The following is a 13339-nucleotide window of genomic DNA, read 5'->3' as shown; positions in this document are numbered from 1 at the left end:
GGGAGCGGTTGGGCTTCGGAGGTTCAGCCCTTGAGTGCTCCGGAAGTGAGGCCCTTCATGACCTTCTGGTTGAGGAAGAGGTAGATCAGGAGGGTGCCGAAGACGTTGAGGCAGATGGCGGCGAACAGGGGGCCGTACTGGGTGGCGCCGAAGTCGCCGGTGAAGTTGAGCAGGCCGACCTGGACGGTGCGCAGGTCCTGGCTGTTGGTGAAGGTGAGGGCGATCAGCAGGTCGTTCCAGATGAAGAAGAACTCGACCAGGCCGACGGTCAGGAGTGCGTTGCGGACCATCGGGATGCTGATGGTCCAGAAGGAGCGCAGGATCCCGGCGCCGTCGATCGTGGCGGCCTCGAAGAGTTCACGGGGGACGGACTTGTAGTAGGTGGCCATCATGAAGACGGTCAGCGGCAGGCCTGTGCCGGTGTAGGTGAGGATCAGCGGCCACAGCGTGCCGGACAGACCGGTCTGGAAGTACACCGTGAACAGGGGAAGCAGGATCATCTGCGGCGGCACCATCATGCCGGCCAGAAAGACCAGCAAGGTCAGGTTGCGGCCCTTCCACACCATGACCTGGAGCGCGAAACCGGCTGCCGCTCCCAGCAGCAGGATCAGGGCAAGCGCCGGGACGACGGCGAGCAGGCTGTTGCGGACGTACAAGCCGATGTGGCCGGTGGTCCACGCTTCGGTGTAGTTGCCCCACTCCCACGTGGTGGGCAGGCTCCAGGTCGAGTGGTTGAGGTAGTCGCTGTTGGACTTCAGTGAGGTCAGGAACATCCAGACGAGCGGGTAGATCTCGACGACCAGCAGCAGGGTGACGACGATCTTCACCCACACCTTGCTGACCCGGACGCGCCGCCGGGAACGGGACCGTCCGGAAGCAGCGGACGGTCCGCGGCTCGCCTGATGGGCGGTGGCCTTCACAGGGGTGTCGATGGCCATGGTTGTCAGCCTTCCGTGAGGTCGCGCCGTGAGACGCGGAAGACGACCAGGCTCACCAGCAGGCACACCACGGTGAGCAGCACGGCGATGGTGCTGCCGTAGCCGTAGTCGCCGTAGGTGAACGACGTCTGGAACATGTACAGGGTCAGTGGTGTGGTGTCGTTGCCCGGGCCGCCGTTGGTGAGCGCGACGATGGAGTCGAAGGCCTTCAGCGTGCCGTTGATACTGAAGATCAGAGAGGACATGAGCACGGGCAGGGACAGCGGCAGCACGATGTGGCGCACCAGTCGCAGGCCTGTCGCTCCGTCGAGGCGCGCGGACTCCAGGACTTCCTCAGGGATGTCGACGAGACCGGCGAAGAGCAGGACGGCGTAGAAGCCCATGGAGCGCCAGATGTCCATGACGACGAGGACCCAGAAGGCGCTCGAAGAGCTGCCGAAGAAGTCGATGGAGTCGATGCCCACCGCGTTCAGCAGTGAGTTGACGGGGCCGGTCTGCGGGGCGACCTGGAAGAACTTCTGGAAGAGCAGGCCGACGGCGACCGTGGGCAGTACTACGGGGAAGAACACGAGGGTTCGCACGAGCGCGGAGGCGCGCTTGAGGAAGAAGACGTAGAGCAGGGCCAGGAGGTAGCCCGCGACCACCTGGCCGGCGGTGACGACGACGGCGTACTTGAGGGTGAACCACAGGGCGTGGCGGACGGCCGGATCATCGAGAAGGCGGGAGAAGTTGGCGACGCCGTTGCCGGTGAAGCCGTCGATGGAGTTGCCCTTGGTGAAGGAGTAGCCGAGCGACCACACCATCGGGACGAGCATGATCAGGGAATAGACGACGAGTGCGGGACCGAGCAGGATCGCGATGGCCCTGCGGTCACCGAGTACGCGGTGCATGAGTGGTATCCACTTCGATGACGATGAGGAGTTGTGCCGAGCAGGCGCCGGGGCGGCGCGCGGAAGGCGCGTGCGGCGTCAGGCACGCCACCCCGGTCGGCTCACTGAGCGGACAGCGCGTCCTGGACGGTCTGCATGAACTGCTCGGGGCTCACGCTTCCGCTGACCAGGCCCGCGGCGTTGGTCTGGCTGATCGTGGTGGCCTTGGTGCCGAACAGGGCCTCGAACCACAGGACGTTCTGCTTGGAGGCACTGATGGTGTCGCGCACCTGGGTAGTGACCTCGTTGGCGTCGGTGACCGGGGTGTTGACCTTGAAACCGGAGATCGAGCCGTGGTCCTTGAGCGCCTTGCTGCCGTAGTTCTTGGCGATGCAGGAGACCCAGGCACCGGTGTTCTTGTCGAAGGACTTGGCGCCCAGGGTGATGCCGAGGCCGACGTTGGACGGGTACTGGTCGATGGAGCCCTTGCCGCCGGAGACGGCCGGGAAGGGCATGAAGCCGACGTTGTCCGCGCCGATCTTGTCCTGCTTGGCGTCCGAGATGTTCGCCAGTGCCCAGCTGCCCATGTAGAGCATGGCGGCCTTGCCGGTGAGGAACTGGTTCATGGCGGTGTCGTAGTCGATGGAGCCGACGCCCTTGCCGAAGTAGCCCTTCTTGCCGAGGGCGGCGATCTCGGTGGCGGCCTTGACGTACTGCGGGTCGGTCAGCTTCGCCTTGCCGTCGGCGACGTCCTTGAGCGCGTCCGGGCCGAGGCTGCGGTAGAGGTAGCCGCTGAGGAGACGGGTGAGCGGCCAGCCCTGCTGACCGGAGGCGGAGAAGGGCTGGATGCCCTTGGCCTGGAGCTTGGCCGCTGAAGCGACCAGCTCGTCCCAAGTGCCGGGGACCTTCAGGCCGTTGGCCTCGAAGATCTTCTTGTTGTAGAAGACTCCCTCGATGTTGTACTCGTACGGCAGTACCTCCAGCTTGCCGCCGTACAGTGCCTTGATCGTCGACACGGCGGCCGGCTCCAACTGGTCGTCGACTCCCAGCTCCTTCAGCTTGGCTTCCAGGTCGGCGATCTTCCCCGACTTGGCGAGCTTCTGGGTGAGCGCGGGGGCGTTGCCCGCGGCGAACTGCACCGGCAGGGCGCCCTGCCCGGCGAGCAGTTGCAGCTTCTGGTCGAGGCTCGCCTGGGGAACGGTCTCCACCTTCAGGGGCAGCGCGTCGTTCGCGGACTTGCACGAGCCCTCGGAGAGGCTGGTCAGGGCCGTCTTGACGGTGGTGTTCTCGGTGACGCTGAGGTAGCTGAAGTTCTTCGGCGCCGCCGCGGTACCGCTCCCGCTGCCGCCGCAGGCGGTGGCGAGCAGGGCCATTGAGGCCGCGCCGGCCGTGAACAGACCCAGACGTGTGCGCCGAGCGCGGAACGTGCGAAGGGACACGGGTGACTCCCAGGGGTTGGAGAAGAAGCGAGATGTGAGGCGGAAGACGGAAGGACGGCGCCGAGAGCGACAGGCGGCCGCGCCACGCTGGAGTTCGTAAAACGTTCTCCATGTCGAGTGGGCAACACCCTGCACCCGTCGCCCTACTCCGTCAAGACACGGAGCTGTAACACCAGGGATTTCAACCAGAGACTTGACGCTGGGCGTGTGACATCCTGTAAACCGTTACACCAACGACCACGAGAACCGGAGTGCGGGCGATGGACGGCGCTGCAGAACCCAGGCAGAACAAGCGCGTGACGATCACCGATGTCGCCCGGCACGCAGGCGTGTCCATTGCGGCCGTGTCCAAGGTGCTCAACAACGCCTACGGGGTGAGCCCTGCCATGCACGAGAAGGTGCAGGCCGCGATCACCGCACTCGACTACCGCCCGCACGCCGCCGCCCGTGGCATGCGCGGGCGGACCTACACCATCGGCGTCCTGCTGGACAACGTCCGCAACGCCTTCTTCGCCGACATCCTGGACGGCATCCGGGACGAGCTGCGCAGCTCCGACTACACCGTGCTGATCGGAGCGGCCGGGTTCGACGCGCAGGACCAGGCCCGCACCATCCGTTCCATGGTGGACCGCCAGATGGACGGCCTGGTCCTTATCGCGCCGAGCACGCCCCGCCCGGAGGTCCTCGCCACCGCTGCGTCGACGCCCACGGTCGTGATCGGCCACGACGACGCCGCGGACAGCCACGATTCGGTCGTCGACGCCGACGATGTCGGCGCCGGCCTGGTGGTGGACCACCTGGTCTCCCTCGGCCACCGCGACATCGCCCTTGTCTCGGCGCCTGGAGCCAGGACGGGCCGGTGGAAGAGAGCACCCGAGATCGTGCTCGCCTCCGGCTACATGGAGGCCATGCGACGGCACGGCCTCGCTGACCACGCCCAGGTGCACCATGCCGCGTACTCCGACGAAGGTGGTTTCAAAGCAGGCATGACCCTGTTGACCACGGAACGCGCCCCCACGGCCATCATGACCGGCGCCGACGTCGCAGCCCTGGGCATCTACCGCGCCGCCCACGAACTCGGCCTGCGCATCCCCGACGATCTCTCCCTCGTCGGCTACAACAACACGGCCCTCGCGGCCCTGGCCCCGGTCCAGCTGACCAGCGTCGACCAGGCCGGACACACCATGGGCTCGACAGCCGCGCGCCTTCTCATCGAGAGAGTCGAAGGCCGCCGTGACCGGGCGATCCGCACCACCATGACCCCGCGCCTGGTCGTGCGGAAGAGCACGGCAACGCCAGGAGGCCGGTAGACCGTGGAACGGACGATGCCCACCGTGCCCGTGGTCCGGCGCGAGCCACCGCGCCACCACACAGCAGCCGCCCGGGAAGCCAGAGCCCGGCGCAGAGTGGGCATCAAGGACGTCGCGCGGGAAGCCGGCGTCTCGCTCGGCACGGTGTCCAACGTCCTCAACCGCCCCGACATCGTCGCCGCGCCGACCCGGCAGCGGGTCCTGGACGTCATCGACGCCCTGGGATACGTACGTTCGGACGGCGCGCGCCAGTTGCGCGGCTTCGCTTCCCGGCTCGTGGCCGTCTTGGTCCTCGACCTGGCCAATCCCTTCTTCACCGCGCTGGCCGCCGGCGTGGAACAGGCCGCGCTCGAGGCCGACCTCGGGGTCATGGTGTGCACGGCCGGCCGAGGACCGGCCGACGAGGCCCGCCACCTTTCGCTGATCACCTCGCACCAGGTCCGCGGCGCCGTCCTGGCCTCGGGAGACGGCACGGGGCGCAGGGTGGCGGGCTTCCGCCGCAACGGGGTGCCGTTCGTCATCGCGGACCAGAACGCCCCTCAGCCGGGGGCCTGTTCGGTCGGCATCGACGACGTCGCGGGAGGACAGGCCGCCGTGCGCCACCTGATCCAGCAGGGACACCGGTCGATCGGCTACGTCAGCGGACCCGACTGTCTCCAGCAGGTTCGGGACCGGCGCCGGGGAGCGGCCATCGCGGTCAACCTGGCCGGACTTCCGGCGGAGTCGCTTCGGGACCTGCCGTGCCCGGCGCTCACCGTGGGCGCCGGCAGGGACGCCGGGCACAGGATCCTCGGCCTCAGAAAGCGCCCCACCGCCGTCTTCTGCGCGAACGACCTGCTTGCACTCGGCGTGATGCAGGCGCTGTACGAGGCCGGTCTGCGGGTGCCGGAAGACATCGGAGTGGTGGGATACGACGACATCGAATTCGCCGCGTCCGCCGTCGTTCCGCTCACTTCGGTACGACGCCCCGCTCTCACATTGGGCCGCGAGGCAGGCCGGCTGCTCCTCGAAGACACGGCCGAAGCCGCCACGCACGAACACACCCACGTGGTGCTGCAGCCGGAACTGGTCGTGCGCCGGTCGACCATGCGGACGCCGGCGCGGTGACCCAAGTGAGTCAGATGCTCTCGGGAACATGCTGGGGCAGCGTCTTCGGTGATCGGCGGGTCAGGGGAAGCAGCGCGGCCGAGACCAGCATCGTGAGCAGGCCGAACAGCACGACGGCCGAGGCCAGCGTGCCCAGCATGCCCTTGGCGGCCAGCAGGGCGAGCGGGCAGGCGAATTCACCCAGGAAGAAGGCCGCCGTCCACAGCCCGGTGCCACGCCCGCGGTCGGCGAAATCGAGCCGGGACAGCGCCAGCGTCAGCAGGGAGGGAAGAAGCAGCCCCGTACCGACGCAGTTGACGACGGCGCCGACGATGACAAGGGCGACGTGGTCCGTCGCCCCCATCAGCAGAAAGCCCACGGCGCACAGGAGGAAGAGGGCCGGCATTCGGCGGCGTGGCCGATCGGTGAGCCTGGTGAAGAGTACAGAGCCCAGGACGGTGGCCGCGCTGGCCAGCGCCGTGACCGCACCCACCACTCCGGTGGACCGCACGCCCAGGTCGTCCATGAGATACGCCATCTCCACGGGCACGGTGTAGAAGACCATCGCGCCGAAGACGGTCAGCAGACAGATCCCCGCCATGCGCCGCAGCGGGAAGGGGTGTTGGCCGGCTGTTGCCGGCTCAGCCGTCGGATTCGGAGTGGGCAGCACCCTGGCCATGGCCGGAGCGAGCAGCAGGCCGACGGCGTACAGCCAGAAGGGCGCCCTCCAGCCGATCGAACCGAGGGCCCCGCCAAGGACGAAGAAGAGTGTGGCGGACGCCGATGCGCACATGGTCTGCAGGGCGAGGTACCGGTCACGGGTCCGTCCGCTGTAGTAGTCGCCGATCAGCGTGGTGCAGCACGTCATGATGGCCGCTTCGGCGACGCCCACCAGGACACGGCTGAGCAGGATGCCTACGAGCGAGCCCAGCCACAGTGGGGCGGTGCCGAACAACGCGTACAGCACGGTGGCTACGACCAGCAGGCGCTTGCGGCCGAGCCGGTCGACGAGGACACCGGCGAACGGGGCGAGCACGGCCAGGGAGAGGGCCGGGACGGTGAGCACGAGCGGGACGAGAGCGGCGCTGCCCGGGACGTGCTGGAATTCGTCCTGCATGCGTGGCAGGACCGGAGCGATGAGGACAGCTCCCAGGATCGGCAGGCAGCTGCCGGCCATCAGCAGCACGGCGGGCAGCCTGCCCCAGACGGCCGGGTCCCCCGTATGTTCGTGGGCGGGCAGGGCGGCGGAAGCGGGCATGGCGGCACTCCGTGGGACGTGAGGAAGGGAGGAGCGCCGTGTAGCGGACCGGGCCGAATCGGCTGTGCAGGCGGCCCCCGCAGTCGGCTCACGGGCGCGGTGGTGTCCCACGACTATGCGTTCCGGGTCTCGGCCTGCCCACCCCTCACGTCATCCAAGTTGCCGATGCCTTCGATCCATCGTGTGGATAGTGATGTCGTTGGCTGTGTCGGGCTTCAGCGACTTCCCGCCCGGTGGCCGCTACAGCCGGCTCGCCGCTCAGCCCCGGGGGCCCAGACGGGCTCCGACGCGCGCGGCGGTCTCACGCAGCCAGATGTGTGCCGCGTCATGCGTGTGCACCGGGTGCCACCACAGTGCCTCTCTCAGCGGTACGGCTTCATAGGGTGGCTCCACCACCTTGACGGCGGCGATGGGTTCCATCAACTGGGCCATACGCGCCTGGACCAGCGCGATGCGCCGGGTGCCTGCGACCAGCAGCGGCAGCGACTGGAAGCTGTCGACGGAGACTTCGACCCGCGGTTCGATCCCCAGCATGCCGAGCTGGCGTACCGCTGGGGCGTCGTACGTTCGCTGGTACGTCACCCAGGGAAGCCGGGCAAGGTCCTTGCGGGTGAGCCGGTCGTCGACGCTCGGGTGGTCCCGCGCGACGAGAAAGACCCAGCGGTCGTCATAGAGGTCGGTGGCGGGGAAGTCGCTGATGACGCCGTGCGGCATGAACAGACCGTCGCTGGCGCTCAGCAGGGTGGCGGTGTCGTCCACCACGGTCGTCGGGGTCTGGGAGAAGCGCAGCCGAATCCCGGGAGCCTCCTCATGGATCACGCGAGCCAGCTCGGTGCCGAAGATCGCCACGGCGTAGTCGGACGCCATCAGCTTGAATTCCCGGTTCTCCTTGGCCGGGTCGAAGTAGGCCTGGCTGGCGAAGAGGCGTTCCAGCACGTCATAGGCGGTCGAGGTCCGGTCCAGAAGGACCTGCCCCAGCGCGGTCAGCTCGTAGTGGCCGCCGACGCGGGCGAGCAGGTCGTCGTCGAAGTGCCGGCGCAGCCGGGAGAGGGCAGCGCTCATCGCCGGCTGGCTGAGGCCGACACGCTGCCCGGCACGGGTGACGTTGCGCTCCTCCAGCAGGGCGCGCAGAGCGACGACGAGGTTGAGATCCAAGCGGGCCAGGTTCATGAAAGTCCCTCTACAGAGCGATGCCGACCCGGAGCAATCCATGACATGGATGCAGGTCATCCACAGAATCGATTTCCCTGATCAGTGGTGCGGGGTCCAGATTAGTCCCACCGCAATCAGGAGGACATGTCCGTGAAACCTGAATCCGCGTCCGCACTCTTCGCCGGACCTTTCGCCCTCGCGACTCTCTCGGCCCCCGACGGGCCCCGCTTCCCCGCTCTCGTCATGCCGGACGGCAACGCTCTCGACCTTCGGGCCGCACTGGGTGACGAACAGCTGACCGTGCTGAGCCTGCTGGATCGCTGGGACAAGGCCCTGCCACAGCTGCGTGCCCTGGCCGCCGACACCGGCGTCAGCCGCACGCCGATCACGGACTATCACGTCCATGCCCCGGTCGAACCGCGCCAGGTCTTCCAGTCGGGTGCGAACTACCGGCAGCACGTGATCGACCTGCACGTCGCCCACCGTGCCCCCGGCGATGACCGGTCCGAGGCCGAACGGCGAGCGGAAGCGGCCGAGATCATGGACCGGCGGGCTACCGAGGACCTGCCGTATGTGTTCATCGGCCTGCCCAGTGCGATCACGGGTCCCTACGACGACGTCGTGCTGCCCGCCTGGGCCGAGAAGCCGGACTGGGAGCTGGAACTGGCGGTCGTGATCGGCCGCCCCGCGTACCAGGTGTCCGTCGCGGAGGCATCCGCGCACATCGCGGGCTACACGATCGCCAACGATCTGACCGACCGGTCGACCGTCTTCCGCAGGGACATGCCGCAGATCGGCACCGACTGGCTGCGCAGCAAGAACGCGCCCGGCTTCACGCCGCTCGGCCCGTGGATCGTGCCCGCCGAGTCCATCGCCGACCCTGACGACCTGCGTGTGACGCTGAAGCTCAACGGCGAAACCATGCAGGACGAGTCCACCAAGGACATGATCTTCAAGGTCGCGCGGATGGTGTCGTACGCCTCGCAGACGGCGCATCTCCTCCCGGGTGATCTTGTGCTCACGGGCAGCCCGGCCGGCAACGGCATGCACTGGGGCCGCCTTCTGCACGACGGTGATGTGATGGAGGGCTCGGTCACCGGGCTCGGCGTCCAGAGCACCCGATGTGTGGCGGAGGCGAAGGCATGACGGCCGTCGATCCCCGTGATCCGGAAGGCGCGATCGCGCTGGCGGCCAAGACGTACTCCAACTGGGGCCGCTGGGGCGAGGACGACCGGCTCGGCACACTGAACTTCCTGGACGAGGGGAAGCGCCGCGAAGGTGCCGGTCTCGTCCGGCGCGGGGCCAGCTTCTCCCTGTCGCAGTCCTTCGACATGAACGGCCCGCAGAAGGGCTGGCGGCGGCGCACCAACCCGGTGCACACCATGCTGGACACCGGCACCGACGCCGCGCTCGGCCACCAGGGCTTCCCGCACGGCATCGGCGGCGCCGACGACGTGATCGCCATGCCGCTCCAGTGCTCCACGCAATGGGACGGGCTCGGGCACATCTTCGATCACGGCAAGGCATGGAACGGTCGCGCGGCCGAGAAGGTCGTCACCTCCGACGGTGACCTGGTCACCGGCATCGAGCACATGGCTCCCCATGTCGCCGGACGCGGCGTGCTCCTGGACGTGGGACGGGTCGTGGGCACCGCCGGCGAGCTGCCCGACGGATTCGCCATCACCGAGGAGCACCTGGCCGGCACCGCGGAAGCGCAGGGCGTGAGCGTGGGACGCGGTGACATCGTGCTGATACGTACCGGTCAGCTGACCCGCGTACGCCGAGACGGGTGGGGCGACTACGCCGGCGGACCCGCGCCGGGGCTTTCCTTCACCACGGCCGGCTGGCTCCACGGCACCGAGATCGCGGCGATCGCCACGGACACCTGGGGCTTCGAGGTCCGTCCCAACGAGTTCGAGAACGCCTTCCAGCCCCTGCACCAGGTCGCGATACCCAATATCGGCCTCCTCATCGGTGAGATGTGGGACCTGGAAGCCCTGGCCGAGGACTGCGCGGCGGACGGGGTGTACGAGTTCCTGCTCGCCGCCGCGCCCCTGCGCATCACCGGCGCTGTCGGTTCCCCCGTCAACCCGATCGCGATCAAGTGACGCGCTCAGCAAGGGAGTCCTCCATGAGCACAGCCCGCACGGTCCTGGTGATCGGTGGTGGCGCTGCCGGAAACGCCATGACCATTCTGCTGCGCCGGGCCGGTCTGACCGTCGACCTGATCGAGGCGAGGGACGACTGGAACGCCACCGCCGGTTCAGGCATCACCCTGCAGGGCAACGCCTTGCGTGTGCTGCGCGAACTGGGCGTGTGGGAGGAGGTCAGTGCGTCCGGTTTCGGTTTCGGATCCGTCGGCATCACCGCTCCCGACGGAACGGTCCTGCATGTCGCACGCGACATTCGAACCGGCGGCGACGACCTGCCCGCCACCGTCGGCATGCAGCGCCCCCGGCTGCAGCGCATCCTGATCGACGCCGTCCGTGCCAGCGGCGCATCGGTGCGCCTCGGCACCCGGGTCGAGCAGTTGGAGCAGGACGGCACAGGGGTGAACGCGCGCTTCACCGACGGCAGCGAGGGCCGCTACGACCTGGTGATCGCCGCCGACGGACTGGGTTCCACCACCCGCGCGGCCATCGGGATCACCGCCAAGCCGGAACCCACCGGCATGGCCATCTGGCGCGTCGCCGTCCCCCGGCCGGCCGGCGTCACCCGCACGGATCTCGCCTACGGCGGTCCGGCCTACATCGCCGGTTACTGTCCGACGAGCGACACCACGATCTACGCCTACGTGGTCGAGGCCAATCGCGACCGGGCGTCGATCCCGCCGGAGTCCTACGCCGACGAGATGCGCGGCCTCGCCGCCGCCTACGGGGGATTCTGGCCGGAGATCACCGAGCACATCACCGATCCGGCGAAGGTCAACTACACCTGGTTCGACCGGATGCTGGTCGAGGGCTCCTGGCACCGGGGCCGTGTGGTCCTGGTCGGTGACGCCGCCCACTGCTGTCCGCCCACTCTCGCGCAGGGCGCCGCCCTGTCCCTGGAAGACGCGTGGGTGCTCTCGCGTCTGCTGACCAGCGCCGAAGTCTGGGACGACGCGCTCTTCCAGGCGTACTACGACCGGCGTATCACCCGCGTCCGTCCGGTGGTCGAGGCGTCCGTGCAGATCGGGCAGTGGCAGCTCGACGGCGTACGCGACGCGGACGTACCCGGTCTGATGGGCCGCACGATGACGATGCTCAGGGAGCTGCCGTGACCTCACCGACCGTCGACGTCCACGCTCACGTGCTGCTGCCCGAAGTCGAGTCCCTCGTCGACGGCCTGCCCGGACTGGCGATGGCGAGAGCGCTGGATGCCCGGCGCAACGGCCCCGCGGCCCTCGCGGTCAGCGGCCCCATGGTGCGCGAGCGCATCCCGCAGCTCACCGACCCGGCCGCACGGCTGGCCGCGATGGACGCACAGGGCGTGGACGTCCAGCTCGTCAGCCCCTCACCCTCGCACTACCACTACTGGACGGACGAGGAGACAGCCGAGAAGCTGTACCGGTTGGCCAACGAGGCAACAGCCAGGCACTGTTCAGCCGCTCCGCACAGGCTGCGCGGCCTCGGGTTGGTACCGCTCCAGCACCCGGACCACACAGTGGGGGCGCTCGATCACGCGCTGGAGCAGGGCCTGGCCGGGGTGGAGATCTCGAGCCACGCTCCGGGCCTGGAACTGTCCGACCCGGCCTACGAGCCGTTCTGGTCGCGAGCGGAGGAGACCGGCGCCGTCATCTTCCTGCACCCCTTCGGATGCACGCTGGACGAGCGCCTGGACCAGTGGTACCTGTCCAACACCGTGGGCCAGCCCACGGAGAACGCCGTGGCACTGTCGCACCTGATCTTCTCGGGAGTGCTCGACCGTCACCCGGGGCTGAAGGTGATCGCCGCCCACGGCGGTGGCTACCTGCCGACTCACATCGGCCGCTCCGACCACGCCTGGTCCGCCCGCACCGACGCGGCCGCCGGCTGCGCTCATCCGCCCAGCAGCTATCTGAAGCGCCTGTACTTCGACTCCCTCGTCCACGACCCGTCCGTCCTGCGGGAGCTGATCCGGGTCGCCGGGCCCGACCGTGTCCTGCTCGGCTCCGACTTCCCCTTCGACATGGGCACGAAGGACCCCGTGGGCGCTCTGCGCGCCGCACGTGTCTCCGAGGCCGACTTCGAGGCCATCCGGGGCGGTACCGCCTCCGCCCTGCTCAACCTGACCCTGTCCTGAGGAGGAACCCTCATGAGCGCACGCCTGCTCACCCATCTGCGGCACGTCGACCTGGCCGTGCCCGACTACGACAAGCAGCTCGACTTCTACGCGGGTGTCTGGGGTCTGACCAAGGTCGCCGAGGACTCCGGGATCTCCTTCCTCGCTGCCGAGGGCTCCCCCGAGCAGTACGTCATCAGGCTGCGCAAGGCCGAGGAGAAGCGCCTCGACCTCGTCTCCTACGGTGCCGCTTCGCCGGCTGACGTGGACACTCTCGCCGAACAACTCCTCTCCGGTGGCGTGCGGTTGATCACGCAACCGGGCAAGGTGGACACACCCGGCGGCGGTTACGGCTTCCGCTTCTTCGACGTGGACGGCCGGACCATCGAGGTCTCTGCCGACGTGGCGGTACGGCAGCACCGCAAGATCGAGGAGAAGGAGTCGATCCCGGTCAAGCTGTCCCACGTCGTGCTCAACTCCCCGGATCTGGACCGGACGAAGGAGTGGTACGAGCAGCACCTCGGCTTCCGGCTCTCCGACACCCTGAGCTCGCCGCACATGGGCGAGGTCATGCACTTCATGCGGATCTCCAACCAGCACCACTCGATGGCACTGGCGAAGGGACCGCACGCCTCCCTGCACCACGTGTCGTTCGAAATGCGCGGCATCGACGAGTACATGCGTGGCTCCGGCCGTGTGATCCGGGCCGGCTTCAAGAAGATCTGGGGCCCCGGCCGCCACATGGCCGGCGACAACACCTTCACGTACTTCCTCGACCCGCACGGCAACACCGTCGAGTACACGACCGAGCTGGAATGCCTGGACGAGGACACCTGGCACCCGCACGTCTACGACTTCTCCCAGCCCGAGGTCACCGACCAGTGGGGCACCGCCAACCCGATGAACGAGCTCGTCGCCAAGGAGTCCTTCAACGACCCCGACCGCGGCTGCTTCGTCGCCCCGCCGGTCTGATCCCTCTCCGAACTCCCGGGGCGCGGCAGCCTGTCACCTGCCCTGACACACGGCGCCGCGCCTCGGGCCCAGC

General features: G+C 68.3%; 12 protein-coding genes. 7 read left to right on the top strand and 5 right to left on the bottom strand.

Annotated features, from left to right (window positions below; genetic code table 11):
- Nucleotides 1–23: 23 nt before the first annotated feature.
- The 3 genes from OG780_RS37480 to OG780_RS37470 form a co-directional block, all read right to left on the bottom strand.
- Nucleotides 24–938, bottom strand: a complete 915-nt coding sequence (locus tag OG780_RS37480) for a carbohydrate ABC transporter permease (protein WP_328455769.1) — start codon at nucleotides 936–938, stop codon at nucleotides 24–26.
- Nucleotides 939–943: 5 nt separating this feature from the next.
- Nucleotides 944–1828 (bottom strand): carbohydrate ABC transporter permease, encoded by an 885-nt coding sequence (locus OG780_RS37475; RefSeq protein ID WP_266755484.1) that lies wholly within the window; start codon nucleotides 1826–1828, stop codon nucleotides 944–946.
- Nucleotides 1829–1929: 101 nt separating this feature from the next.
- A complete protein-coding gene (locus tag OG780_RS37470; protein ID WP_328455765.1) occupies nucleotides 1930–3246 on the bottom strand; it encodes an ABC transporter substrate-binding protein in 1317 nt (438 codons plus the stop codon).
- A 296-nt stretch (nucleotides 3247–3542) separates the two neighbouring features.
- On the opposite strand from OG780_RS37470, the gene OG780_RS37465 reads away from it, so the two are divergent.
- Nucleotides 3543–4556, top strand: a complete 1014-nt coding sequence (locus OG780_RS37465) for a LacI family DNA-binding transcriptional regulator (protein WP_328455763.1) — start codon at nucleotides 3543–3545, stop codon at nucleotides 4554–4556.
- A gap of 15 nt (nucleotides 4557–4571) precedes the next feature.
- The gene (locus OG780_RS37460; protein ID WP_328455761.1) at nucleotides 4572–5663 is read left to right on the top strand and encodes a LacI family DNA-binding transcriptional regulator; all 1092 of its coding nucleotides are present in this window, start codon (nucleotides 4572–4574) and stop codon (nucleotides 5661–5663) included.
- Nucleotides 5664–5673: 10 nt separating this feature from the next.
- Here the strand turns inward: OG780_RS37460 and OG780_RS37455 are convergent, their stop codons facing one another.
- The gene (locus tag OG780_RS37455; protein ID WP_443062257.1) at nucleotides 5674–6900 is read right to left on the bottom strand and encodes an MFS transporter; all 1227 of its coding nucleotides are present in this window, start codon (nucleotides 6898–6900) and stop codon (nucleotides 5674–5676) included.
- A gap of 258 nt (nucleotides 6901–7158) precedes the next feature.
- Nucleotides 7159–8070, bottom strand: coding sequence for a LysR family transcriptional regulator (locus tag OG780_RS37450; RefSeq protein WP_328455759.1), 912 nt, complete (start codon nucleotides 8068–8070; stop codon nucleotides 7159–7161).
- A 126-nt stretch (nucleotides 8071–8196) separates the two neighbouring features.
- Between OG780_RS37450 and OG780_RS37445 the strand changes: the two genes are divergently transcribed.
- The 5 genes from OG780_RS37445 to OG780_RS37425 are packed head-to-tail and all read left to right on the top strand — an operon-like array spanning nucleotide 8197 to nucleotide 13266.
- Nucleotides 8197–9198, top strand: a complete 1002-nt coding sequence (locus tag OG780_RS37445; RefSeq protein ID WP_328455756.1) for a fumarylacetoacetate hydrolase family protein — start codon at nucleotides 8197–8199, stop codon at nucleotides 9196–9198.
- Nucleotides 9195–10160, top strand: coding sequence for a cyclase family protein (locus OG780_RS37440; RefSeq protein ID WP_328455754.1), 966 nt, complete (start codon nucleotides 9195–9197; stop codon nucleotides 10158–10160). Before OG780_RS37445 ends, OG780_RS37440 begins: the two co-directional genes overlap by 4 nt.
- Before the next feature lie 23 nt (nucleotides 10161–10183).
- A complete protein-coding gene (locus OG780_RS37435) occupies nucleotides 10184–11314 on the top strand; it encodes an FAD-dependent oxidoreductase (RefSeq protein ID WP_328455752.1) in 1131 nt (376 codons plus the stop codon).
- Nucleotides 11311–12315, top strand: coding sequence for an amidohydrolase family protein (locus tag OG780_RS37430; protein WP_328455750.1), 1005 nt, complete (start codon nucleotides 11311–11313; stop codon nucleotides 12313–12315). The genes OG780_RS37435 and OG780_RS37430 overlap by 4 nt, the downstream gene beginning before the upstream one ends.
- A 12-nt stretch (nucleotides 12316–12327) precedes the next feature.
- Complete coding sequence (locus OG780_RS37425) at nucleotides 12328–13266, top strand: VOC family protein (protein ID WP_328455748.1); 939 nt, start codon at nucleotides 12328–12330, stop codon at nucleotides 13264–13266.
- Nucleotides 13267–13339 lie beyond the last annotated feature (73 nt).

It is taken from the genome of Streptomyces sp. NBC_00386 (assembly GCF_036063235.1).
In the GTDB taxonomy this organism is placed as follows: Bacteria; Actinomycetota; Actinomycetes; order Streptomycetales; family Streptomycetaceae; genus Streptomyces.
This window is presented reverse-complemented; position numbering and strand designations above follow the sequence as displayed.

Coding starts and splice junctions, on each gene's coding strand:
- OG780_RS37480 (WP_328455769.1), bottom strand. CDS start 938: ATGGCCATCGACACCCCTGTGAAGGCCACCGCCCATCAGGCGAGCCGC.
- OG780_RS37475 (WP_266755484.1), bottom strand. CDS start 1,828: ATGCACCGCGTACTCGGTGACCGCAGGGCCATCGCGATCCTGCTCGGT.
- OG780_RS37460 (WP_328455761.1), top strand. CDS start 4,572: ATGCCCACCGTGCCCGTGGTCCGGCGCGAGCCACCGCGCCACCACACA.
- OG780_RS37455 (WP_443062257.1), bottom strand. CDS start 6,900: ATGCCCGCTTCCGCCGCCCTGCCCGCCCACGAACATACGGGGGACCCG.
- OG780_RS37450 (WP_328455759.1), bottom strand. CDS start 8,070: ATGAACCTGGCCCGCTTGGATCTCAACCTCGTCGTCGCTCTGCGCGCC.
- OG780_RS37445 (WP_328455756.1), top strand. CDS start 8,197: ATGTCCGTGAAACCTGAATCCGCGTCCGCACTCTTCGCCGGACCTTTC.
- OG780_RS37440 (WP_328455754.1), top strand. CDS start 9,195: ATGACGGCCGTCGATCCCCGTGATCCGGAAGGCGCGATCGCGCTGGCG.
- OG780_RS37435 (WP_328455752.1), top strand. CDS start 10,184: ATGAGCACAGCCCGCACGGTCCTGGTGATCGGTGGTGGCGCTGCCGGA.
- OG780_RS37425 (WP_328455748.1), top strand. CDS start 12,328: ATGAGCGCACGCCTGCTCACCCATCTGCGGCACGTCGACCTGGCCGTG.